Below are 23,296 nucleotides of genomic sequence, written 5' to 3' on the forward strand. Positions count from 1 at the left end.
CCGTCGGTAGGTTGGGGTCATGACCGCAGCGCAGCGTGAACTCGACATCGTCCTGTACGGCGCCACCGGATTCGTCGGGAAACTCACCGCCGCCTACCTCGCCAAGGCCGGTGGCACGGCACGGATCGGGCTTGCGGGCCGGTCCGCGGAACGCCTGCTCGCGGTGCGCGAGTCGCTCGGTGAGGCGGCACGGGAATGGCCGCTGATCACCGCGGACGCCGCGTCGCCCTCGTCGCTGGCGGACATGGCGGCCAAGGCCCGGGTGGTTGTCACCACCGTCGGTCCCTACACCAAGTACGGACTGCCGCTGGTTGCCGCGTGCGCCGCCGCAGGCACCGACTACGCCGACCTCACCGGCGAGACGATGTTCATCCGAGAGAGCATCGACACCTACCACAAGCAGGCCGCCGACACCGGTGCCCGGATCGTGCACTCCTGCGGATTCGATTCCATCCCTTCGGATCTCACGGTTTACGCGCTGTACCAGGCGGCGCAGCGGGACGGTGCAGGCCACCTAGGTGAAACCAACTTGGTGGTGCGGCGCTTCGCCGGCGGCGTGTCCGGCGGCACCGTCGCGTCGATGCTGGAGGTCATGGCGACGTCGTCGACCGACCCCGAGGCACGTCGGCTGATGAGCGACCCGTACACCCTGACCACCGACCGTTCGGGGGAGCGAGAGTTCGGGCACCAGTCCGACACCCCGTGGCGGCGCGGTCGCGACATCGCCCCCGAACTGGCGGGCACCTGGACCGGCGCCTTCGTGATGGGCGCCACCAACGCGCGACTCGTGCGGCGCAGCAACGCCTTGCTGGACTGGGCGTACGGCCCCGACTTCCGCTACGCGGAGAACATGAGCGTCGGCTCATCGGTGGTGGCACCGGTGGCCGCAGCCGTGGGTACCGCCGTGAACGCCGCCGTCTTCGGCTTGGGCAGCCGATACTTCGACAAGCTGCCGCGCGGCGTGCTGGATCGCGTCCTGCCCAAGCCCGGCACCGGGCCGAGCGAGCGGGCCAGGGAGAAGGGCCACTACCGCGTGGAGACGTACACCATCACGTCGACGGGTGCCCGCTACCGCGCCACGATGGCCCAGCAGGGCGACCCCGGGTACAAGGCCACGTCGGTGCTGTTGGGGGAGTGTGGGCTCGCGCTCGCCTTCGACCGCGAGCAGCTCTCCGACCTGCGGGGCGTGCTGACGCCTGCGGCAGCGATGGGTGACGTCCTGCTGAGCCGTCTTCCCGCTGCCGGAGTCACCTTGGAGACCGAACGTCTCGACTGATCTCGCCCGAGCGGAACGCCTGTCAGTCAAGATCGCAGCGGCTAGTGTCGCGAATGCGGTTGTGCAACATCCCAGCGACGAAGGTGGACGTGCCATGCCCGGTCTCGACGAACTCTTCAATCAGATTCCCACGCAACAGATTGCGAGCAGACTAGGAGCCGACGAAGGGGAGGTGAACAGCGCGATTCACACGCTGGTACCGCTTCTCGTCGGCGGTCTTCAGCAGAACGCCCAGGATCCCGACAGCGCCTCCACCATCGAGAACGCGGCCAGCACGCACGCCGCCAGCGGGCTGCTGGACGGCGGCGTGAGCGTGGACCAGGTCGACGAGGCCGACGGCTCCAAGGCCGTCGCCAAGATCTTCGGCGGCAATGACACCGGCCAGGTCGCCTCGGCGCTCGCGGGCGGTGGGGCAGGCCGCGGCGACCTGATTCAGAAACTGCTGCCCATTCTGGCGCCCATCGTGCTCGCCTACATCGGCAAGCAACTCAGCAACCGCGGCGGCGGCGCCGCGGCCGAACCTCAGGCGCAGGGCTCCGGTGGTGGTCTCGGTGACATCCTCGGCAGCATTCTGTCCGGCGCGGGAGGCGGTGGCGGTGGCGGCAACGACAACCCGCTGGGCAGCATCCTCGGCAGCGTGCTCGGGGGCGGCGGTCAGGGCGGGGGCGCCCTCGGCGACATCCTCGGCGGGCTGTTGGGCGGCAAGAAGTAACACCGCTTTCGCGATGCGGTCGCCGGTCTTCCTAGAATGTCGAGGTGACCGCCAGTTCAAACTCCGCCGACACCCAAGGGGTGCAGTCCCTGCCGAAGACGTGGGACCCGAGCGCGGTAGAGAGCGAGCTGTACCAGGCCTGGGTCGACGCCGGCTACTTCACTGCCGACCCGACCAGCGACAAGCCGCCCTATTCGATCGTGCTGCCCCCGCCGAACGTGACCGGCAGCCTGCACATGGGGCACGCGCTGGACCACACGTTGATGGACGTGCTCACCCGCCGCAAGCGCATGCAGGGCTACGAGGTGCTGTGGCTTCCCGGCATGGACCACGCGGGCATCGCCACCCAGAGCGTGGTGGAGAAGCAGCTCGCCGTCGACGGCAAGACGAAGGAAGACTTCGGCCGCGAACTGTTCGTCGAGAAGGTGTGGGACTGGAAGCGTGAGTCCGGCGGCACCATCGGCTGGCAGATGCGCGCGATCGGGGACGGCGTCGACTGGAGCCGTGACCGCTTCACCATGGACGAGGGCCTGTCCCGCGCGGTCCGCACCATCTTCAAGCGCCTCTACGACGCGGGGTTGATCTACCAGGCCGAGCGGTTGGTGAACTGGTCGCCGATCCTGCAGACCGCGATCTCCGATCTCGAGGTCCGCTACGAGGACGTCGAGGGCGAGCTGGTGTCGTTCCGGTACGGCTCGATGAACGACGACGAACCGCACCTCGTCGTGGCCACCACCCGGGTCGAGACGATGCTCGGTGACACCGCGATCGCCGTGCACCCCGACGACGACCGCTACCGCGCCCTGGTCGGCAAGACCTTGCCGCACCCGTTCCTCGACCGCGACATCGTGGTGGTCGCCGACGAGCACGTCGACCCCGAATTCGGCACGGGCGCAGTCAAGGTCACCCCGGCGCACGACCCGAACGACTTCGAGATCGGTGTCCGCCACCAGCTTCCGATGCCGTCGATGATGGACACGAAGGGCCGCATCGCCGATACCGGAACGGAATTCGACGGCATGGACCGGTTCGACGCCCGCGTCGCGGTCCGCGAGGCGCTCGCCAAACAAGGGCGGATCGTCGAGGAGAAGCGGCCCTATCTGCACAGCGTTGGCCACTCCGAACGCAGCGGCGAGCCCATCGAGCCGCGGCTGTCGCTGCAGTGGTGGGTGAAGGTCGAGTCGCTGGCTAAGGCCGCCGGTGACGCGGTGCGCAACGGCGACACCGTGATTCACCCTGCCAGCCTGGAACCCCGCTGGTTCGCCTGGGTGGACGACATGCACGACTGGTGCATCTCCCGGCAGCTGTGGTGGGGCCATCGCATCCCGATCTGGCACGGGCCGAACGGTGAGAAGGTCTGCGTCGGACCCGACGAGACACCGCCGGAGGGCTGGGAGCAGGACCCCGACGTGCTCGACACCTGGTTCTCGTCGGCACTGTGGCCCTTCTCCACGATGGGCTGGCCCGACCGCACCCCCGAGCTGGACAAGTTCTATCCCACCAGCGTTCTCGTCACCGGATACGACATCCTGTTCTTCTGGGTGGCCCGGATGATGATGTTCGGCACGTTCGTCGGCGACGACGACACCATCACCGGTGGGGGACAGCGTGCACCGCAGGTGCCGTTCGAGAACGTCTTCCTGCACGGGCTGATTCGCGACGAGTTCGGTCGCAAGATGAGCAAGTCCAAGGGCAACGGCATCGACCCGCTGGACTGGGTGCAGACGTTCGGAGCGGATGCGCTGCGGTTCACCCTGGCGCGCGGCGCCAGCCCCGGTGGCGACCTGTCGATCGGCGAGGATCACGCCCGCGCGTCCCGCAACTTCGCCACCAAGCTGTTCAACGCCACCAGGTTCGCGTTGATGAACGGCGCCGCCCCGGCGCCGCTGCCAGGCGTCGATGCCCTCACCGACGCCGACCGTTGGATCCTCGGCCGGTTGGAAGAGGTTCGGGCAGAAGTCGATTCGGCGTTCGACGGCTACGAGTTCAGCCGGGCGTGCGAGTCGATCTACCACTTTGCGTGGGACGAGTTCTGCGACTGGTATCTGGAGTTGGCCAAGGTGCAACTGGCCGACCGGCCGGACGGGCCCACCAACGCCGTCTTGGCGGCCGTGCTCGACAGTCTGCTGAAGATGCTGCATCCGGTGATGCCGTTCGTCACCGAGACGCTGTGGAAGACGTTGATGGGGGATGCGCCGGGTGCCGAGTCGCTCGTCATCGCCGACTGGCCGGCGCCGTCCGGGATCACCCTGGATGGTATTGCCGCCCAACGGATCACGGACATGCAGAAGCTCGTTACCGAGGTGCGCAGGTTCCGCAGCGACCAGGGTCTGAACGACCGTCAGCGGGTGCCGGCCCGGCTGGTCGGAGTCTCCGCTGCCGACCTGGACACCCAGGTTGCCGCCGTCAGCGCGTTGGCCTGGTTGACCGAACCGGCCGACGGTTTCGCGCCGTCGGCGTCGGTGGAGGTTCGGCTGTCGGGCGGCACGGTCGTCGTCGAACTCGACACCTCGGGCACCGTCGACGTCGCCGCGGAGCGCCGCCGGCTGGAGAAGGACCTGGCCGCGGCGCAGAAGGAACTGGCCCAGACCGCCGCGAAGCTGGGGAACGAGGCGTTCCTCGCCAAGGCTCCCGAGGCGGTCGTCGACAAGATCCGGGAGCGCAGTCAGATTGCCACCGAAGAGGTGGAGCGCATCAACGGTCGTCTCGCCGGCCTGTCATGACCGAACCGACGCCCGACGAGGTCGCCGCGCTGCTGCAGGTCGAGCACCTCCTCGACCAGCGCTGGCCGGAGACGAAGATCGAACCCAGCACGGCGCGGATCGAAGCGCTGCTGGAGTTGCTCGGGTCGCCGCAGCGCGCGTACCCGAGCATTCACGTCGCCGGGACCAACGGCAAGACGTCGGTGGTCCGGCTCATCGACTCGCTGTTGATCGCGCTGCACCGGCGCACCGGCCGCACCACCAGCCCACACCTGCAGTCCGCCGTGGAACGCATCTCGATCGACGGCAGGCCGCTCACGCCCGCGCAGTACGTCGAGACCTACCGCGAGATCGAACCGTTCGTGCACATGGTCGACGAGCAATCCGAGGCCGGGCTCCTTCCCGGTGGCGTGGGTCCGAAGATGAGCAAGTTCGAGGTCCTCACCGCAATGGCGTTCGCCGCCTTCGCCGACGCCCCCGTCGACGTGGCGGTGGTGGAGGTCGGTCTCGGCGGACGGTGGGACGCCACCAACGTCGTCGACGCGCCCGTCGCGGTCATCACGCCGATCGGCATCGACCACGTCGAATACCTCGGCGACACCATCGCCGAGATCGCCGCGGAGAAGGCGGGCATCATCGTCCGGCAGAAGGACGACCTGGTCCCCATCGACACCGTCGCGGTGATCGGCCAGCAGACACCGGAGGCCATGGAAGTGCTTCTGGCGCAGGCGCTCAAGGCCGACGCGGCGGTGGCCCGCGAGGACTCGGAGTTCACCGTGCTGCGCCGCGAAGTGGCGGTCGGAGGCCAACTCCTGGAATTGCGGGGACTCGGCGGGGTCTACTCCGACGTGTTCCTCCCGTTGCACGGCGAACATCAGGCGCACAACGCGGTGCTGGCGCTGGCCGCCGTCGAGGCATTCTTCGGTGCGGGCGCGCAGCGCCAGCTCGACGTCGATGCCGTCCGGGCCGGCTTCGCGTCGGTCGCCAGCCCCGGTCGCCTGGAGCGGATGCGCAGCGCGCCTACGGTATTCATCGATGCCGCACACAATCCGGCGGGCGCGGCCGCGCTGGCGGCCACGCTGGACGGCGAATTCGACTTCCGCTATCTGGTCGGCATCGTTTCGGTGATGGCCGACAAGGACGTCGACGGCATCCTCGCCGCGCTCGAGCCGGCGTTCGACGTGATCGTGGTGACCCACAACGGCTCCCCGCGCGCGATGGACGTCGACGCGTTGGCGCTGCGCGCCGAAGAACGGTTCGGCGCCGACCGCGTCATCAGCTCCGCGACGCTGCCCGACGCGATCGAAACGGCCACCGCGCTCGTCGAGGAGTCCGGCCAGGACGACGGCTTCTCCGGCGCAGGCATGGTCATCACGGGCTCCGTGGTGACCGCGGGAACCGCCCGCACGCTGTTCGGACGGGATCCGCAATGACCGACGAGCCCGACGCCGCCGCAGCGCCGGCGGATCCGTGGAAGAGCTTTCGCGGCGTGATGGCGGGCACGCTGATCCTCGAGTCGATCGTCGTGCTGCTCGCCCTGCCCGTCGTCTCGTACGCCCACGGCGGTCTCGGGGTCGTCAGCGGCGGTTACCTCGTCGGCCTGGCTGTCGTGCTGATCCTGCTGGCCGGCATGCAGGGCCGGTCGTGGGCGCTCTGGGTCAATCTCGCCGTGCAGGCCGTGGTGATCGCCGGTGCGTTCATTCACGTGGCCGTCGGCTTCATCGGCGTGATCTTCGCCGCGGTGTGGGTGCTGATCGCCTACCTCCGAGCCGAGGTCAAGCGCAGGCAGGAGCGGGGACTGCTGCCCGGGCAGCAACGTCCCCCTACTGACTAGTAGGCTCTGCGGACGTGACTGAGCAGACCCTGGTACTGGTCAAGCCCGACGGCGTCGAGCGACTTCTCGTCGGTGAGATCCTCAGCCGAATCGAACGCAAGGGCCTGCGCATCGCGGCCCTCGAACTCAAGACCGTCAGCGACGAGCTCGCCCGGCAGCACTACGCCGAGCACGCGGACAAGCCGTTCTTCCCGTCGCTGCTGGAATTCATCACCTCCGGGCCCGTGGTGGCCGCCATCGTCGAGGGTCCGCGCGCCGTTGCCGCGTTCCGGCAGATCGCCGGCGGAACCGACCCCGTCGAGAAGGCTGCACCCGGCACGATCCGCGGTGACCTGGCCCTCGTGACTCAGGACAACCTGGTGCACGGCTCCGATTCGCCCGAGTCTGCGGCGCGAGAAATCGCGCTCTGGTTCCCCGGTCGTTAACTGCCGGACGGGTCTCGGACGCCGCCTCGTCGGTTTCCGCTCGCAGGTGTGGGATACTGGCTGCGGGTGACCGGCTCCAAACCAGGGTCGGGCGCCCGGATGAAGACTTCGACGAGCGCGACCACTTGAGACTCATCAAGTGCGGCGCCGACCGTCCAGCCGTCATTCAGCCAGGCACCGTGTGCTCACCCGAGCAGCTCGGAGCGAGACCATAAACAAGCTCGGGAGAAGACCCCCGAGCCCATAGCGGAAGCCCTCGCGTGGCCGCGTCGAAACGACGCGCCCGGGGGCTTGAGGAGAATTCGTGGCCGAAGATGCCCATACCCAAGACCTATCTGAAGACACCCAGCCCGGGCAGGACCCGCCGGCGCAGGCTCTAGACGAGCAGGCGCCGAGCCCGCACGCCGCACCGTTCATCGGGGCCGCCGTGTCGAGCGACGACGTGGTCGAGGACGACGAACCCGAATCGCGCCTCATGCTGGAGACCCCGGCACCCGCCACCGCCTCGCCGGCCGGATACCTGCCGCTGTTCGTCGCGCCGCAGCCCGTCGCGTTCGTACCTCCCCAGTTGGAGTCCGACGACGACGATGAGGACGAGGACGACGACGCCGACGACGACGACGATTCGGGCGACACCGACGACGAGCAGGGCGACCGTCCCGCCGCCCGGCGCCGTCGGCGAGGCCGCCGCGGCCGCGGTCGTGGACGTGGCGAGCAGAACCCGGACGACCCGAACGATGCCGACGGGAACGACGACGACGCCGCGGACCAGGGTGACGACGCCGATGACTCCGACGAGTCCGACGACGACAGCGCGACCGGTGAGGGCGCCAACCGTCGCCGTCGCAGGCGCAGGCGCCGCAAGTCCGGTGCGGGTGACGGCAACGGCGACGAAGCGCTCGCTCCCGATGATCCGCCGAACACCGTCGTGCACGAGCGCCCGCCGCGGGAGAAGGCGGCCAAGGCCGTCAACAACGAGATTCAGGGCATCAGCGGGTCGACCCGTCTGGAAGCCAAACGTCAGCGGCGCCGTGACGGTCGCGACGCCGGTCGGCGCCGCCCACCGATCCTGAGCGAGGCCGAGTTCCTGGCCCGCCGCGAGGCCGTCGAGCGCGTCATGGTGGTGCGCGACAAGGTCCGCACGGAGCCGCCGCACGAGGGCGCCCGCTACACCCAGATCGCGGTGCTGGAGGACGGCGTCCTCGTCGAGCACTTCGTCACGTCCGCATCGTCGGCGTCCATGGTCGGCAACATCTACCTCGGCATCGTGCAGAACGTGCTGCCCTCGATGGAGGCGGCGTTCGTCGACATCGGCCGCGGCCGCAACGGCGTCCTCTACGCCGGTGAGGTCAACTGGGAGGCTGCCGGTCTCGGCGGCGCGCAGCGCAAGATCGAGCAGGCGCTCAAGCCCGGTGACTACGTCGTCGTCCAGGTCAGCAAGGACCCCGTCGGACACAAGGGCGCGCGCCTCACCACACAGATTTCGCTGGCCGGCCGGTACCTGGTGTACGTGCCGGGCGCCTCGTCGACGGGGATCAGCCGCAAGCTGCCCGACACCGAACGTCAACGGCTCAAGGAGATCCTCCGGGAGGTCGTGCCGAACGACGCCGGCGTGATCATCCGTACCGCGTCGGAGGGCGTCAAGGAAGACGACATCCGGACCGACGTGAACCGGCTGCAGGAACGCTGGGCCGAGATCGACGCCAAGGCCGAGGAGACCAAGAAGAAGGCGGCAGGCGCCGCGATCGCGCTCTACGAAGAGCCCGACGTGCTGGTCAAGGTCATCCGCGACCTGTTCAACGAGGACTTCTCCGGGCTCATCGTGTCCGGTGACGACGCGTGGAACACCATCAACGACTACGTCAATACCGTTGCGCCGGAACTACTTCCGCGCATGACGAAGTACCAGCACTCCGCCCCCGACGGCCCCGACGTCTTCGCGGTGCACCGCATCGACGAACAGCTCACCAAGGCGATGGATCGCAAGGTGTGGCTGCCGTCGGGCGGCACCCTGGTGATCGACCGCACCGAGGCGATGACCGTCGTCGACGTGAACACCGGCAAGTTCACCGGTTCCGGCGGAAACCTCGAACAGACCGTCACGCGCAACAATCTCGAGGCGGCCGAGGAGATCGTGCGCCAACTGCGGCTGCGCGACATCGGCGGCATCATCGTCATCGACTTCATCGACATGGTGCTCGAAGCCAACCGCGACCTGGTGTTGCGTCGGCTGACCGAAGCGCTTGGCCGGGACCGCACGCGCCACCAGGTGTCGGAGGTCACGTCGCTCGGATTGGTGCAGCTGACCCGCAAGAAGCTGGGCACGGGTCTGATCGAGGCGTTCTCCACCACCTGCACGCACTGCGCCGGTCGCGGCATCGTGATGCACGGCGACCCGGTGGATTCGGGTGCTGCGACCAGTCGCAAACCCGAGACGAGCGGCGGAAGCCGGCGCGGCAAGCGGGGCAAGAAGGGCAGCCCCGCCGAGGACGTCCAAGTGGCCAAGGTGCCGGTCCATGCGGTGGGTGAGCATCCGATGTTCAAGGCGATGGCCGCCGCGAACGGGCGCCCCGAAGGCGACGAGGACGTCGAGGACGAGCAGACCGACGACGAGGCGACCGTCGTCGAGGACGATCGCGAGAAGGTCCTCGCAGGCCGGATTCCCGACGAGGACGACGCCATCTCCGACGACGAGGACGACGACGATTCCGAGGACGACGACTCCGAAGACGATGACTCCGAAGACGATGACACCGAAGACGATGTCGTTCTGGAAGCCGACGAGGACGAGGACATCGAGGACGACGACATCGAGGTGATCGGGTCCGATGACGACGATGACGATGACGACGACGACTCCGATGACGACGACGACGATTCGGACGACGATGACGACGACGACGACTCGGACGACGACGACGACGATGACGACGACGACTCGGACGAGGACGACGAGGACGATGACGACGACGAGTCGCTCGTCACGGCTTCGGCACGCCCTCGCCGCCGCCGAGCGGCCGCCCGGCCAGCAGGACCACCAGCTCATGACGCGTAGTCGGCGGTTTGACCCCTTACCCGCTGGTCACGTAACCTTGAGCAGTTGTCTTTCGGCTCCGTGACCAACTGAGCCGGTGACAGCGGGACATTTGGACCCGCACCCCCAAGACCCGCGCACGCGCCTCCGGGTAGCGCGCGCCCGCAGAGCGAGCAGAGGAAACGAAACGATGGCGACGTACGCAATCGTCAAGACCGGCGGCAAGCAGTACAAGGTCGCGGTCGGAGACGTACTCAAGGTCGAGAAACTCGACACCGAGCCCGGAGCGTCCGTTTCGCTGCCCGTGGCGCTGGTCGTCGACGGTGCGAACGTCACCACCGACGCCAAGGACCTGGCGAAGGTCGCGGTCACCGGTGAGGTCCTCGAGCACACCAAGGGCCCGAAGATCCGCATCCACAAGTTCAAGAACAAGACCGGCTACCACAAGCGGCAGGGCCACCGGCAGCCGCTGACGGTCGTCAAGGTCACCGGAATCAAGTAGGCAGGGGAGCGAACCATGGCACACAAGAAGGGCGCATCCAGCTCACGCAACGGTCGCGACTCCAACGCCCAGCGTCTCGGCGTCAAGCGATTCGGCGGACAGATCGTGCACGCCGGCGAGATCCTGGTCCGGCAGCGCGGCACCCACTTCCACCCCGGCGAGAACGTCGGACGTGGCGGTGACGACACCCTGTTCGCCACCGCTCCCGGCGCCGTCCAGTTCGGTGTCAAGCGGGGACGCAAGACGGTCAACATCGTCCGCGTCCCGCGTCAGACACCCGAGGCCTAGCCCCACGAGGACTTCCCGCGAGTGAAGCTGCTGCGAGTTCTCGAACGCTTATCGCAGCACTAGCTTCACATTCGAGGGAAGGACGTCCGATGCCTCGGTTCGTCGACCGTGTCGTCATTCATGCACGTGCAGGCAACGGCGGGCACGGCTGCGCGTCGGTGCACCGGGAGAAGTTCAAGCCACTCGGTGGGCCCGACGGCGGCAACGGCGGTCGCGGCGGCAGCATCGTGCTGGTCGTCGACCCGCAGGTGCACACCCTGCTCGACTTCCACTTCCATCCGCACGTCGACGCCTCGTCCGGCAAGCCGGGCGCGGGCAACAACAAAGACGGCGCGGCCGGTAACGACCTCGAGTTGAGGGTCCCCGACGGCACCGTCGTGCTCGACGAGGACGGCCGACTGCTCGCCGATCTGGTCGGTGCGGGTACGCGTTTCGAAGCCGCCGCGGGTGGCCGTGGGGGCCTTGGCAATGCGGCGCTGGCGTCGCGCGCACGCAAGGCACCCGGTTTCGCGCTGCTCGGCGAAAAGGGCCAGGCCCGCGACTTCACCCTCGAACTCAAGACCGTTGCCGACGTCGGACTGGTCGGATTCCCGTCCGCAGGCAAGTCGTCGCTGGTGTCGGTGATCTCGGCGGCCAAGCCGAAGATCGCCGACTATCCGTTCACCACGCTCGCGCCGAACCTGGGTGTCGTGTCGGCGGGTGATCACACCTTCACCGTCGCCGACGTTCCCGGGCTGATCCCCGGAGCATCCGAGGGCCGCGGCCTCGGCCTGGACTTCTTGCGCCACATCGAACGCTGCGCCGTGCTGGTGCACGTCGTCGACTGCGCGACGATGGAGCCCGGCCGCGACCCGATCTCCGACATCGAGGCGCTCGAGGCCGAACTGGCCGCGTACACGCCGACCCTGCAGGGTGATACGACGCTCGTCGACCTCGCCGAACGGCCACGTGCGGTGGTGCTCAACAAGATCGACCTGCCCGATGCTCGCGAACTGGCCGACTTCGTCCGTGACGAGGTGGCCCGGCGCTTCGGCTGGCCCGTGTTCGAAGTCTCCACCGTCAATCGGGACGGGTTGCGGCCGTTGACGTTCGCACTGTGGGACATGGTGTCGGCGTATCGCGAAGCGCAGCCCGAGGTAGCACCCCGTCGTCCCGTCATCCGGCCCATCCCGATCGACGAGAGCGGATTCACCGTGTCGTCGGACGGCGAGGGCGGATTCGTCGTGCGCGGTACCCGACCCGAACGCTGGGTCAGCCAAACGGATTTCACCAACGACGAAGCCGTCGGCTATCTCGGCGATCGGCTGGCGAGGCTCGGCGTCGAGGACGCGTTGGTCAAGCAGGGTGCACGGTCGGGCTGCGCGGTCACGATCGGCGAGGTCACCTTCGACTGGGAGCCGCAGACCCCGGCGGGTATGGACATGCAGATGTCGGGACGCGGCACGGACGTTCGCTTGGAACAGACCGACCGGGTCGGTGCCGACGAGCGCAAGGCCGCCCGCCGCGACCGTCGCCGCCCCGGTGACGAGGAATGAGCAGCAAGCACCGGGATGCGATCCGCAGGGCCCGCAGTGTCGTCGTCAAGATCGGCACCACTGCGCTGACCACGCCGACGGGCGTGTTCGACGCGAGCCGCCTGGCGACCCTCGCCGACGCCATCGAGGCGCGGATGAAGGCCGGATCCGACGTCGTGATCGTGTCGTCGGGCGCCATCGCGGCGGGCATCGAACCGCTCAAATTGACCAAGCGGCCCACCGATCTGGCGACCAAGCAGGCGGCCGCCAGTGTCGGGCAGGTGGCGCTGGTCAACGCGTGGAGTGCGGCGTTCGGCCGCTACCAGCGCACCGTCGGCCAGGTTTTGCTTACCGCACATGACATCTCGATGCGGGTGCAGCACACCAACGCCCAGCGCACGCTGGACCGGCTGCGGTCGCTGCACGCCGTCGCGATCGTCAACGAGAACGACACCGTGGCTACCAACGAGATTCGGTTCGGCGACAACGACCGGCTCTCGGCACTGGTTGCGCACCTGGTCGGGGCCGACGCACTGGTGCTGCTGAGCGACATCGACGGCCTGTACGACGGCGATCCGCGCAAGGCAACCGAGGCCAAGCCCGCGCGCTTCATCCCCGAGGTCGCCGCGCCCGATGACCTCGACGGCGTGGTCGCAGGTACCGGAAGCCGGCTGGGCACCGGCGGCATGGCCTCCAAGCTGTCATCGGCGCTGCTTGCCGCCGACGCCGGGGTGCCGGTGCTGCTGGCAGCCGCCACCGATGCGGCCGCCGCGTTGGCCGACGCGTCGGTCGGGACGGTCTTCGCGCCGCGCGGGGACCGGATGTCCGCGCGCCGGTTCTGGGTGCGCTATGCCGCAGAGTCGGCGGGAGCGCTGACCCTCGATGAAGGCGCGGTGCGCGCGGTGGTGCGGCAACGGCGTTCGCTGCTTCCCGCGGGGATCATCGCGGTCGACGGCCGGTTCCACGGCGGCGACGTGATCGAGCTTCGTGGGCCCGACGCCGGGATGGTTGCCAGGGGAGTGGTGGCGTACGACGCCGCCGAACTGGTCACCATGATCGGTCGTTCGACGTCCGACCTGCCCGCGGAGATGCGCCGGCCCGCCGTGCACGCGGACGACCTCGTCGCCGTCTAGGGCGTCTCGAGATACAGTGCGCCATAAACGATCTGAGTGAAGGTATCGGCCAACTCGGTATCGTATGACGGCGGACTGCCCGGCAGGTTCTGCTGACATGCCCGCTCGACCATCCAGGTGAGTGCGGACGCCGCGGTGGCCGCCGACAGCTCGCGGCGGACGACGCCATCGTTCTGGCCGGATTCGATGACTGAGGCCAGGCGCTCCGAGATGGCGGTGAGGATCTCCCGGTAGGTGGCGCCGACCTGCGCGTCGTAGGCCGCCATTTCATTCAGCGCCACCAGGAGTGGCTGGTGTCGGCGGTAGCTGGCGATGATGCCGGCCATCGCCGCGTGGACGTCGGCGGGGTCCCGTCGCTGCGAGACCTTCCACCAGCGTTCGGCGCCTTCGGTGAGATCGGTGAACACCTGGCCGGCGAGCCTGCGCAACAGCTGGCCCTTGTCCTCGAAGTAGATGTAGAAGCTGGCGCGCGAAATGCCGGCCTCGGTGGCGAGCCGGTCGACGCTGAGTTCGGTGAAGCTAGCACCGGCGCCCATCAGGCGTTCGGTGGCGTCGAGCAGTTGCCTCTCGATCCGTGCGCGCCGCTCCTGGCGATTGGCCTGCGGTTTCCTGGTCACCGATGGCATGGAAGCCAGCGTAGTCACCGAGCGGGCACCTTGACTAGACATAGTGTCTAGATTTATTGTCCATCGCATGACTGTGTCGCCGCTCACACCCACACGTCCATACGATCCGATCGATCTGTCGTCGCGAGCCTTCTGGTCCACCAGTGCGGCGACGCGTGAGAAGGCGTTCGCGGTACTGCGGGCCGAGCGGCCGGTCAGTTGGCACCCGCCGGTCGAGGATTCGTTGATGCACGACCCGCAGGATCCCGGTTACTGGGCAGTGACCCGGCACGCCGACATCGTCACCGTCAGCCGCGACAGCGACGTCTTCCTGTCCGGCAAGGGTGTCTTGTTCGAGAACGTTCCCGAGGAACTGCTCGAGGCGTCGCAGTCCTTCTTGGCGATGGATCCGCCGCGGCACACCATGATCCGAAAGGTGGTGCACGCCGCGTTCACCCCGCGCCAGGTCCGCCGCATCGAGGACTCCATCAAGGCGAACGCGCGCGACATCGTCGCCGAACTGCAAGACGCGGGAAGCGGCGCGGACTTCGTCGAGCACTGCGCCAAGGAGCTGCCGATCCGCACGCTGTCGGACATGGTCGGGATTCCGGAATCGGAGCGGGCGCAGGTGGCCGAGGCCGCGGATGCCATGGTCTCGCTGGGTGATCCGGCGTTCCTCGCGGGCCGCAACCCGCTGGAGGTCCTGGTGATGAGTCAGATGTACCTGCACCAGGTGGCGGGCGCACTGGCCGCGGATCGCAGGCAGAATCCGGGCGAAGACCTGATCAGCAGCCTCGTTCACGCCGAGGTGGACGGTGACCGGCTCACCGATGCCGAGGTCGCCGCCTTCTTCGTGCTGCTCGCCGTGGCGGGCAATGACACCACTCGGCAGACCATGAGTCACGCCGTCAAGGCATTGACTGACTTTGGTGCTCAACGGGATTGGCTGGCCGCGGATTTCGATGACCGGATCGGCGGGGCGATCGAGGAGTTCGTCCGCTGGGCCACGCCGGTGATGACCTTTCGTCGCACCGCTGCGACGGACTATCAGGTCGGCGATCAAACCATTGCGGCCGGCGAGAAGGTGGTGATGTTCTACGCGTCGGGCAATGCCGACACCGACGTGTTCGATGCACCCGAGCGCCTCGACTTGAGTCGAAAGCCCAACCCCCATCTCGGCTTCGGCGGCGGCGGACGGCACTTCTGCCTAGGCGCACACGTCGCGCGGGCTCAGCTGCGCGCAGTCTTCAGCGAGCTCTTCACCCAGCTACCCACCATCCAGGCGGGCGAGCCGGAGTACGTGCCGGGCAACTTCATTCATGGGATCCGCTCGATGCCCGTCACGTTCTGACCGGCCCAGTAACATCGCCATCAAGTCCCGCACGATCCACCGGGAGGATGGCGCAGTGTTCACCGACACCGAGTTGCGCTTCCTCGAGTCCTGCCAGCAGGGCCGCTTGGTGACCATCGGACCCGACGGCGCGCCGCAGATCCATCCCGTGGTCTTCGTCGTGGCCCCTGACCACGGATCGGTCGACATCAGTAGCGTGCGCGAATCACAGAAGTACCGCAACGTTCGCCACGATCCGCGGGTGTCGCTGAGCGTCGACGACCCATCGCTGCCGCTGCGGGGCTTCGACGAACCAACGGGCCGCGGCGTGGAGATACACGGCTTCGCCGAGCTTGCCGAGATATCCGGTACCGACGTGATCCGCGTACGACCAGTGCGCCTGGAGTGTTGGAACCTCGGAGGTTCCGGCCACCACAGTCGTTTCGTCACCTGAGCGGCTGATCGCGGGTCTGGTAGTCGGTGCGCCCGCTAGATCCCCGCCTGCGCCGAAAGTGCCGAAGCTGCCGAGAGTTCGTCGGCCAGCAGCGCGAGCAGCTCCGAGCAGCCGCCGTCGACCTTGACGGTGGCCAGCGCGTCGCCTCGGGTGGGGCCACGGTTGATGATCGCGATCGGCATGCCGCGCGCGGCTGCGTGCCGGACGAACCGCAGGCCGGAGAAGACCGTCAGTGACGATCCAGCGACCAGCAGTGCATCAGCGGCGTCCACCACCGAATAGGCATGTCCCACAACATCTTTCGGAACGCTTTCGCCGAAGTAGACGATGTCGGGCTTGAGCATTCCGCCGCACACGGGGCAGTCGACGATGCGAAACGTCGACGTATCGCCGACCACGGCGTCGGCGTCGGGCGCGACGGCGATGCCCCCGATCGCCTCCGCGCGCTCGATGAAACCCGGGTTGGCCGCTTCCAGCAGCTCCGCGAGCGCCGCCCGGGACATGGTGTGCCCGCAGTCCAGACACACCACCTGCGCATAGGTGCCGTGCAGGTTGATCACCGCCCGGCTACCCGCCTTGGTGTGCAGCAGGTCGACGTTCTGGGTGATGAGGCCCGTCACCACACCCACGCGCTCCATGGCCGCCAGCGCCCGATGACCGGCGTTGGGCATCGTCTCGGCCATGTGCCGCCAGCCCACGTGGTTGCGCGCCCAGTAGCGTTGCCGAAACACCGGATCGGACGTGAATTGGTGAATGGTCATCGGATTGCTCGGCGGCGAATCCGGCCCGCGGTAGTCGGGGATGCCCGAGTCGGTGGACATGCCCGCACCGGTCAACACGGCGATGCGGCAGCCCGCGAGCAGGCGGACGAGTTCGGGGCCTTCCATGCTTCCAGGGTAGGCGGTGTCGAGAACCCTCAGCTGGCGAGCACCTGCGGCGAGAGCTCCTTGAGCATGGCATTCGCCCAGCGCATCTGTCGCAGCGTCTGGGGGTGGCAGCGGGAGGCGAGGTCGAGTAGCTGCTCGTCCTTGATCGCCTGAGCGCCCTGGGCCACCAGTTCCCAGTCCACGGATACGCCTGCGGCCGCGAGGTGCAGCCGCCTCAGATCGGCCAGCAGCAACAGCGCCGGTTCGGGTCTGCGGCCCATGCGATCGCTGATCCACCGCTGCGCGGACCCGGTGATCGCGGCGGTGCGGGGATGAGCCCGTAGCCGTGCCCCGTGCTGCCGACCGATCTCGGCGATCAGCGCAACGTGCTCGCGGGACCACTGCGCGAGGTCGACCGCGACGTGATGGATGTCATGATCGCTGTGGTGCCGGGCGGCGATGGCCTCCAGGCAGCGTGCCAGCTGTAGTTCCGACCGGTGCACCTCGCGCAGCGCGAGGCCGAGCTTGCTCATCGCGCCTCCTGTCCGGAGATGGTCTCGACTGCTACGGCGTCGCCACCACCTGCCGTCGAGACGAGTTGCCCGTCGACGGGCGCCGAGCCGGTGGTGGTCGGCGCGGGAGCGGACCCCGATCCGGCGCGCACACGACGCACCGCTGCGGCCGCCGTCTTGAAGATGGGTTGTTTGGAGACGGGGTCCCAGTCGGTGATGGTGAGCTCGTTGGCGGCACGGTGGTGCTCGGCGGCGTCGACGTCCCAGTAGCCGTAGTGAAACGGAATGAAGATCACACCACGGCGGATGCCGCTGATCCGGCATGGCGCGGTGACCGATCCGCGGGGCGTGGCGACTTCGACCACGTCACCCTCGGCGATGTGCAGGCGGTCCGCGTCCTCGCGTGACATCTCGACCCATGGCTGGGGGGCGGCCCCTTGCAACTGCGGCGCACGCGCGGTCTTGGTCCGGGTGTGGAAGTGGTAGAGGGTCCGACCGGTGATGAGTGCGAACGGATGCCGTTCGGTTGGCACTTCGTGCGCGGGAACGTATTCGGCGGCCTTGATGATGGCCTTCCCGGTCGGGTTCATCGCGCGGTATTCGGTCGGTTCCAGCGGGGCGCCGGTGATCAGATCCTTGCCGTACGACTCGCAGTAGTCCGGGTCGGCCCAGAATCGGCCGTCGGCGTACAGGCGCTCCGTTCCATCGTGATGCTCGGCGTTGCACGGCCATTGAATGCCGTCGGCGTCACGCAACCGCTGATGGCTCAGGCCGGTGTAGTCGCATGGCCGTCCGGCGCTGCACTGCGTCCACGCCTCGAACGCCGATTCGGCGTCGGTCCACGGCGGCAGCGGTCGACCGTCCTTGTCGCGGAAGTTCATTCGGCGCGCGTAGTCCAGGAAGATGTCGAGGTCGGCACGCGCCTGACCGGGCGGGTCGACGGCCTTTTCGGACAGGTGCACCGTCCGGTCTGCGTTGGTGAACGCGCCGGTCTTCTCGCCCCACGCCGCGGCGGGAAGCACGACGTCGGCGAGTTCGGCGGTCTCGGTCATGAAGATGTCCTGCACCACGAGGAACAACCGCTCTTGGGCGAGAATGCTGCGGATGCGGGCCAGTTCGGGAAGGGACACAGCCGGATTCGTTGCGCTGACCCACAGCATCCGAAGTGTGCCCTGCTCGGCATGGCGGAACATCTGCATGGCATGGGTGGGTGGCGCGTAGTGCGGTATCTGATTCGTCTCGAGGTTCCACAACCGGGCCAGTTCCTCGACGTGGGAATCATTGGCCCAGTTACGGAATCCCGCCAGATCACCGTCGGCGCCGCATTCGCGGGTGTTCTCCGCGGTCGGCTGTCCGTTCATCTGCAGCACGCCGCAGCCCGGCTTGCCGAGCATGCCGCGCACGATGTGGACGTTGTTGACCTGCACTGCGGCCGCGGTGGCCTGGTGCGACTGATAGAAGCCTTGCAGCACCGTCGACAGCAGCGCCGTGGCGGTGCCGAGTAACCGCGCCGCCTCGCGGACGTCGTCGGCGGGCACGTCGCAGATCTTGGCGACGCGCTCCGGCGGGAATTCCGCGACCAGTTTGCGCAACTCGTCGAATCCCACGGCGTGCTCGGCGACGTAGTCGTGGTCGACCCAGTCGTTGCGGATGATCTCGTGCAGAAGACCGTTCATCAGGGCGACGTTCGTGCCGGGCAGTGGCCGAAGGTGCACGGTCGCCTGCCGTGCCACCGGCGTCTCGCGCGGATCCACGCACACCAGTGCCGGCGGATCCGGTCCGGCCAGCCGGTCGAGCATCCGCATCCACAGGACGGTCTGGGTCTCGGCGACGTTGTGCCCGAACAGCGCGATGACATCGGCATGGTCGACGTCGGTGTAGGAGCCCGGCTGGCCGTCGCAGCCGAACGACTCCTTGAGGGCTTCGGCGGCGGTCGCCGTGCACAGCCGCGTGTTGCCGTCCACGTGGTTGGTGCCGATGGCGCCGTGCGCGATGACGCCGAGGGTGTAGTACTCCTCGAGGAACAGTTGGCCGGAGGTGTAGAAGCCGATCGCCGAGGGTCCGTACTTGCCGAGCAACGCCTTGCTCTCCCGCACGATGCGTTCCATCGCGGTGTCCCAGTCGGTTTCGACCAGCCGGCCGCCCGACCGGATCAGGGGGGTGGTGAGCCGGTCGGGCGATGCGTTGGCCTGCCAGCCGAAGAGGTCCTTGGGGTCGACGCGGCCGTGGTTGACCCGGTCGCCGGCTCGGCCGCGCACCCCCACGATGCGCCCCTCGGCCACCGCGATGTCGATACCGTCGCCGTTGGAGTGCAACACCGACGCGGAAGGCACCCAGCGCTGCACCGAGTCCTCGGGACGGCCATCGCAGAGGTACGTGTCGACCCGCTCGGGCCACGGCTGTCCCCGACCGTAGGGAGTGCGCGTACCCCACGGTGCAGCGATGCGGTCCGCCGTTGGCACGACGATGCGATACCCATGACCGACCGCCGTAAACGGGGAGGCGATGCGTTGATTCCTCGAATAACGGGCAACAATGAGTCCGTGGACTTCTACAGCGCCTACCGCCACGGATTCGTGCGCGTCGCCGCGTGCACGCACCACACCACGCTGGCAGATCCGCCGGCCAACGCGGACTCCGTGCTGGGGCTGGCGCGGGAGTGCCATGCCGACGGCGTCGCACTCGCGGTCTTTCCCGAGCTGACGCTGTCGGGATACTCGATCGAGGACATCGTGATGCAGGACAGCCTGCTCAACGCCGTCGAGGACGCGGTGGCGACCATCGTGGCGGCGTCGGCGGACCTGCTGCCCGTCCTGGTCGTGGGGGCCCCGCTGCGTCACCGCAACCGCATCTACAACACCGCCGTGGTGATCCACCGCGGCACGGTGCTCGGCGTGGCGCCCAAGTCCTATCTGCCCACCTATCGGGAGTTCTACGAACGGCGGCAGCTCGCCCCGGGTGACGACGTCACCGGCACCATTCGCCTGGCGGGCGCGGACGTCCCGTTCGGACCCGACCTTTTGTTCGCGGCCACCGACCTGCCGAACTTCGTCCTGCACGTCGAGGTGTGCGAGGACATGTGGGTGCCGATCCCGCCGAGTGCCGAGGCCGCGCTAGCCGGAGCGACGGTGCTGGCCAACCTGTCCGGAAGCCCCATCACCATCGGCCGCGCCACCGACCGGAAGCTGCTGGCGCGCTCGGCGTCCTCGCGCTGCCTCGCGGCGTACGTGTACGCGGCGGCCGGCGAGGGAGAGTCCACCACGGATCTGGCGTGGGACGGGCAAACGATGGTCTACGAGAACGGCGTCCTGCTCGCCGAATCCGAGCGCTTCCCCAAGGGGGAGCGACGCTCGGTCGCGGACGTCGACGTCGATCTGCTGCGCGCCGAGCGGCTGCGCATGGGCACGTTCGACGACAACCGCCGCCACCATGGCGCCAGCATCGACGCGTTTCGCCGCATCGAGTTCGTGCTCGACCCGCCGACCGGCGACATCGGACTGCGCCGCGAGATCGAACGCTTCCCGTTCGTGCCGTCGGATCCCGCTCGGCTGGAACAGGATTGCTACGAGGGCTACAACATCCAGGTGTCCGGTCTGGAGCAACGACTGCGCGCGCTGAACTATCCCAAGGTCGTCATCGGCGTTTCCGGCGGCCTGGATTCCACGCACGCGCTGATCGTCGCGGCCCGCGCGATGGACCGCGAAGGCCGTCCGCGCAGTGACATCCTGGCCTTCACCATGCCGGGTTTCGCCACCGGCGACCGCACCAAGGGCAACGCGATCGCGCTGAGCGAGGCGCTCGGAGTCACGTTCGCGGAGATCGACATCCGTGACACCGCGAGCCTGATGCTGACCGAGATGGACCACCCGTTCGCACGCGGCGAGAAGGTCTACGACGTCACGTTCGAGAACGTCCAGGCCGGCCTGCGTACCGACTATCTGTTCCGATTGGCCAACCAGCGTGGCGGCATCGTGCTCGGCACCGGTGACCTCTCCGAACTCGCCCTGGGCTGGTCCACCTACGGTGTCGGCGACCAGATGTCGCACTACAACGTGAACGGTGGCGTGCCGAAGACGCTGATCCAGCACCTGATTCGGTGGGTCAGCACATCCGGCCAGTTCGACGACCGCGTCAATTCCATTCTGCAGTCGGTGCTGGACACCGAGATCACGCCGGAGCTGGTACCCGCCGGTGAGGACGAGGAGATCCAGAGCAGCGAAGCGAAGGTGGGACCATATGTCCTGCAGGACTTTTCGCTATTCCAGGTGTTGCGCTACGGATTCCGTCCCTCGAAGGTCGCGTTCCTGGCGTGGCACGCCTGGAGCGACGCCGAGCGCGGCGACTGGCCCACCGGTTACCCCGCCGACAAACGGCCGACGTACTCGCTGAGCGACATTCGGCGGTGGCTGCAGGTGTTCGTGCAGCGCTTCTACTCGTTCAGCCAGTTCAAGCGATCGGCGTTGCCCAACGGACCCAAGGTGTCGGCCGGTGGCGCGCTCTCGCCGCGGGGCGACTGGCGCGCGCCGTCGGACATGTCGGCGCGGATCTGGCTCGACGAGATCGAGCGCGAGGTGCCCGAAGCCTGACCACCGGCGAAACCCTGGCAAACACTGGCGACAGTGTGAAAAGCTCAAAGACGTGCAGCACGGGAAGTCGGGGTCCCAGCTGGTCAACGCGGCCGCGGGCGTGCCGCTGCATCGCCAGCTCTTCTTGGTGTTGCACGACGAAATCGGCCGCGGTGCTTTGCAGGCCGGTGAGGCGCTGCCCTCCGAGCAGTCGCTGTGCGACCAGTTCGGGGTCTCGCGCATCACCGTCCGACGCGCGCTGGCGGATCTGGTGGAGGCGGGGCTGATCGAGCGCCGCCACGGCGTGGGCTCGTTCGTCACCGACCGTTCGCCGCGGCGGCGGCACGAGCCCGACGGTTCGTACATGGACGAAGTGCGGCAGGTCGATTTCGAGACCGAAGTCGACGTCGTCGAATACGGCGTGCGCACCCTTCCCAGTCCGATCAAGGATCGGCTGAATGGGCTCGACCGTGGGTTGCACGTGCTTCGGCTGCGCCGCGAGCGCAGAACCGGTGAGCCGTTGATGATCACGGAGGTCTGGCTACCCCAGGCGCTCACCACGGCGGTGACCGAGACGGCCCTGGCCACTACGCCGCTCTACCGCCTGCTGTCCGAAGCCGGCGTGACCCTGGAGCGCCTCGAGCACGAGTTGACGGCCGAGATCGCGGGTCCGCGTACCGCGTCGTTGCTCGACACCGCGATCGGTTCGCCGCTGATCCGGGTGAGCCACGTCGCCTTCGCCGCCGCAGCGCCGCACCACGTGCTGTCGATGGTCTTGTCGCCGAACAGGAGTCGCGTCGTATTGACCCAATCCGCCGACGACATCGAGTCGGGTCTCGGCATGGCGATCGCCCACGACGTGCGTCGGCTTAGGGCCTGAGGCCCACCCGCGGCACGAAGCGCCCGACCCGGGAGAGGTATTCGCGGTACGCGGTGCCGTGCACGCTAGCGAGGTAGGGCTCTTCGACGACGCGCACCTGCAGTTCGATCGACGCGATCAGCAACACGAATCCGGCGATCGCCACGACGTTCGGCGTGACGAGCGCGATGCCCACGCCGAACGCCAACATCGCCGTGAAGATCGGGTTGCGCACGAATGCGAACACTCCGCTGCGGACGAGCGTCGTGCTCTCACTTGGATCCACGCCGATGCGCCACGAGTCGCCCATGTCGAGTTGCGCGTAGACCGTGGCGGCGATGCCGACGACGGCGATTCCGATGCCGAGCCATTGGATCCACCCCGCGCTCAGCGCCGCCAATGGCGCGACCGCGCCGCCCAGCTGGAGGATCGGCGCCGCAATCGCGGCGATCAGCGCCGCGATGAAGCCGACGCCGCCAAACCACTCCGCGGAGCCGAGGTTGCCGCTGATGCCCCGAAATCCCGTGGAACCGGTGCGGCGACGTTGTTCCCAACTACGCCAACCGAATCCGAGGATGCCGAAGACGCCGAAGAGGATCAGTGCGGAGACGGCCGCGACGGTGGTGTCCATCAGCGGCACCCGACATATGTCAATGTGTGCATGCTTTGGACCGTACAGCAGAAC

The 23,296-nt window shown here is 67.9% G+C and carries 20 protein-coding genes; 15 read left to right on the forward strand and 5 right to left on the reverse strand.

Going from position 1 to position 23,296, the window contains the following annotated elements; genetic code table 11:
- The first annotated feature begins 19 nt into the window (after window positions 1–19).
- From N536_RS0106025 to proB, 11 genes are all read left to right on the forward strand, one after another.
- Window positions 20–1,276, forward strand: a complete 1,257-nt coding sequence (locus N536_RS0106025; protein ID WP_029112786.1) for a trans-acting enoyl reductase family protein — start codon at window positions 20–22, stop codon at window positions 1,274–1,276.
- A 94-nt stretch (window positions 1,277–1,370) separates the two neighbouring features.
- Window positions 1,371–1,988 carry a DUF937 domain-containing protein gene (locus N536_RS0106030; protein WP_029112787.1) on the forward strand — a complete coding sequence of 206 codons (618 nt, stop codon included), beginning with the start codon at window positions 1,371–1,373 and terminating at the stop codon, window positions 1,986–1,988.
- 44 nt (window positions 1,989–2,032) lie between these two features.
- Window positions 2,033–4,711: a valine--tRNA ligase gene (locus N536_RS0106035; RefSeq protein ID WP_029112788.1), complete on the forward strand. Its 2,679-nt coding sequence runs from the start codon at window positions 2,033–2,035 to the stop codon at window positions 4,709–4,711.
- Window positions 4,708–6,123: a folylpolyglutamate synthase/dihydrofolate synthase family protein gene (locus N536_RS0106040; protein ID WP_029112789.1), complete on the forward strand. Its 1,416-nt coding sequence runs from the start codon at window positions 4,708–4,710 to the stop codon at window positions 6,121–6,123. Before N536_RS0106035 ends, N536_RS0106040 begins: the two co-directional genes overlap by 4 nt.
- Window positions 6,120–6,524, forward strand: coding sequence for a DUF4233 domain-containing protein (locus tag N536_RS0106045; protein WP_029112790.1), 405 nt, complete (start codon window positions 6,120–6,122; stop codon window positions 6,522–6,524). The genes N536_RS0106040 and N536_RS0106045 overlap by 4 nt, the downstream gene beginning before the upstream one ends.
- A gap of 14 nt (window positions 6,525–6,538) precedes the next feature.
- Entirely contained in the window at window positions 6,539–6,949 is a 411-nt protein-coding gene (ndk, locus tag N536_RS0106050) for a nucleoside-diphosphate kinase (protein WP_029112791.1), read from the forward strand.
- Window positions 6,950–7,253: 304 nt separating this feature from the next.
- Window positions 7,254–10,004: an Rne/Rng family ribonuclease gene (locus N536_RS0106055; protein WP_029112792.1), complete on the forward strand. Its 2,751-nt coding sequence runs from the start codon at window positions 7,254–7,256 to the stop codon at window positions 10,002–10,004.
- A gap of 169 nt (window positions 10,005–10,173) precedes the next feature.
- Complete coding sequence (gene rplU / locus N536_RS0106060) at window positions 10,174–10,485, forward strand: 50S ribosomal protein L21 (RefSeq protein ID WP_029112793.1); 312 nt, start codon at window positions 10,174–10,176, stop codon at window positions 10,483–10,485.
- Between the two features lie 15 nt (window positions 10,486–10,500).
- Window positions 10,501–10,773, forward strand: a complete 273-nt coding sequence (gene rpmA, locus N536_RS0106065; RefSeq protein ID WP_029112794.1) for a 50S ribosomal protein L27 — start codon at window positions 10,501–10,503, stop codon at window positions 10,771–10,773.
- A gap of 89 nt (window positions 10,774–10,862) precedes the next feature.
- Window positions 10,863–12,308 (forward strand): GTPase ObgE, encoded by a 1,446-nt coding sequence (obgE, locus tag N536_RS0106070; RefSeq protein WP_029112795.1) that lies wholly within the window; start codon window positions 10,863–10,865, stop codon window positions 12,306–12,308.
- Window positions 12,305–13,420, forward strand: a complete 1,116-nt coding sequence (gene proB / locus N536_RS0106075; RefSeq protein ID WP_029112796.1) for a glutamate 5-kinase — start codon at window positions 12,305–12,307, stop codon at window positions 13,418–13,420. The genes obgE and proB overlap by 4 nt, the downstream gene beginning before the upstream one ends.
- On the opposite strand, the gene N536_RS0106080 is transcribed toward proB, so the two are convergent.
- Window positions 13,417–14,046, reverse strand: coding sequence for a TetR/AcrR family transcriptional regulator (locus N536_RS0106080; RefSeq protein WP_029112797.1), 630 nt, complete (start codon window positions 14,044–14,046; stop codon window positions 13,417–13,419). The two genes, proB and N536_RS0106080, sit on opposite strands and share 4 nt — an antisense overlap.
- Before the next feature lie 67 nt (window positions 14,047–14,113).
- Here N536_RS0106080 and N536_RS0106085 point away from each other — a divergent pair, with 67 nt between their 5' ends.
- Together N536_RS0106085 and N536_RS37565 are read left to right on the forward strand one after the other, a co-directional pair.
- A complete protein-coding gene (locus N536_RS0106085; protein ID WP_029112798.1) occupies window positions 14,114–15,376 on the forward strand; it encodes a cytochrome P450 in 1,263 nt (420 codons plus the stop codon).
- Window positions 15,377–15,431: 55 nt separating this feature from the next.
- Window positions 15,432–15,809, forward strand: coding sequence for a pyridoxamine 5'-phosphate oxidase family protein (locus tag N536_RS37565; RefSeq protein WP_036435561.1), 378 nt, complete (start codon window positions 15,432–15,434; stop codon window positions 15,807–15,809).
- Between the two features lie 35 nt (window positions 15,810–15,844).
- Here the strand turns inward: N536_RS37565 and N536_RS0106095 are convergent, their stop codons facing one another.
- Genes N536_RS0106095 through N536_RS0106105 form a run of 3 tightly spaced genes read right to left on the reverse strand, consistent with a single transcriptional unit; the run spans window position 15,845 to window position 19,649 of the window.
- Entirely contained in the window at window positions 15,845–16,696 is an 852-nt protein-coding gene (locus N536_RS0106095) for an NAD-dependent protein deacetylase (protein ID WP_029112799.1), read from the reverse strand.
- A 29-nt stretch (window positions 16,697–16,725) separates the two neighbouring features.
- Window positions 16,726–17,208 (reverse strand): hypothetical protein, encoded by a 483-nt coding sequence (locus tag N536_RS0106100; RefSeq protein ID WP_029112800.1) that lies wholly within the window; start codon window positions 17,206–17,208, stop codon window positions 16,726–16,728.
- Window positions 17,205–19,649: a molybdopterin oxidoreductase family protein gene (locus N536_RS0106105; RefSeq protein ID WP_029112801.1), complete on the reverse strand. Its 2,445-nt coding sequence runs from the start codon at window positions 19,647–19,649 to the stop codon at window positions 17,205–17,207. Before N536_RS0106105 ends, N536_RS0106100 begins: the two co-directional genes overlap by 4 nt.
- Before the next feature lie 81 nt (window positions 19,650–19,730).
- On the opposite strand from N536_RS0106105, the gene N536_RS0106110 reads away from it, so the two are divergent.
- Both N536_RS0106110 and N536_RS0106115 read left to right on the forward strand, forming a co-directional pair.
- The gene (locus N536_RS0106110) at window positions 19,731–21,773 is read left to right on the forward strand and encodes an NAD(+) synthase (protein ID WP_029112802.1); all 2,043 of its coding nucleotides are present in this window, start codon (window positions 19,731–19,733) and stop codon (window positions 21,771–21,773) included.
- Window positions 21,774–21,825: 52 nt separating this feature from the next.
- The gene (locus N536_RS0106115) at window positions 21,826–22,632 is read left to right on the forward strand and encodes a GntR family transcriptional regulator (RefSeq protein WP_029112803.1); all 807 of its coding nucleotides are present in this window, start codon (window positions 21,826–21,828) and stop codon (window positions 22,630–22,632) included.
- Here the strand turns inward: N536_RS0106115 and N536_RS0106120 are convergent.
- Window positions 22,622–23,242: an isoprenylcysteine carboxylmethyltransferase family protein gene (locus N536_RS0106120; RefSeq protein WP_036435563.1), complete on the reverse strand. Its 621-nt coding sequence runs from the start codon at window positions 23,240–23,242 to the stop codon at window positions 22,622–22,624. The genes N536_RS0106115 and N536_RS0106120 overlap by 11 nt on opposite strands.
- Window positions 23,243–23,296 lie beyond the last annotated feature (54 nt).

The organism is Mycobacterium sp. URHB0044, from assembly GCF_000620625.1.
Taxonomy (GTDB): Bacteria; Actinomycetota; Actinomycetes; order Mycobacteriales; family Mycobacteriaceae; genus Mycobacterium.

Excerpts from the sequence above, each read along its gene's own strand:
- N536_RS0106030 (WP_029112787.1), top strand. The coding sequence starts at position 1,371 with ATGCCCGGTCTCGACGAACTCTTCAATCAGATTCCCACGCAACAGATT.
- N536_RS0106120 (WP_036435563.1), bottom strand. The coding sequence starts at position 23,242 with ATGGACACCACCGTCGCGGCCGTCTCCGCACTGATCCTCTTCGGCGTC.
- N536_RS0106095 (WP_029112799.1), bottom strand. The coding sequence starts at position 16,696 with ATGGAAGGCCCCGAACTCGTCCGCCTGCTCGCGGGCTGCCGCATCGCC.
- proB (WP_029112796.1), top strand. The coding sequence starts at position 12,305 with ATGAGCAGCAAGCACCGGGATGCGATCCGCAGGGCCCGCAGTGTCGTC.
- rplU (WP_029112793.1), top strand. The coding sequence starts at position 10,174 with ATGGCGACGTACGCAATCGTCAAGACCGGCGGCAAGCAGTACAAGGTC.
- rpmA (WP_029112794.1), top strand. The coding sequence starts at position 10,501 with ATGGCACACAAGAAGGGCGCATCCAGCTCACGCAACGGTCGCGACTCC.
- N536_RS0106045 (WP_029112790.1), top strand. The coding sequence starts at position 6,120 with ATGACCGACGAGCCCGACGCCGCCGCAGCGCCGGCGGATCCGTGGAAG.
- N536_RS0106080 (WP_029112797.1), bottom strand. The coding sequence starts at position 14,046 with ATGCCATCGGTGACCAGGAAACCGCAGGCCAATCGCCAGGAGCGGCGC.
- N536_RS0106085 (WP_029112798.1), top strand. The coding sequence starts at position 14,114 with ATGACTGTGTCGCCGCTCACACCCACACGTCCATACGATCCGATCGAT.
- N536_RS0106100 (WP_029112800.1), bottom strand. The coding sequence starts at position 17,208 with ATGAGCAAGCTCGGCCTCGCGCTGCGCGAGGTGCACCGGTCGGAACTA.
- N536_RS0106025 (WP_029112786.1), top strand. The coding sequence starts at position 20 with ATGACCGCAGCGCAGCGTGAACTCGACATCGTCCTGTACGGCGCCACC.
- N536_RS0106040 (WP_029112789.1), top strand. The coding sequence starts at position 4,708 with ATGACCGAACCGACGCCCGACGAGGTCGCCGCGCTGCTGCAGGTCGAG.
- obgE (WP_029112795.1), top strand. The coding sequence starts at position 10,863 with ATGCCTCGGTTCGTCGACCGTGTCGTCATTCATGCACGTGCAGGCAAC.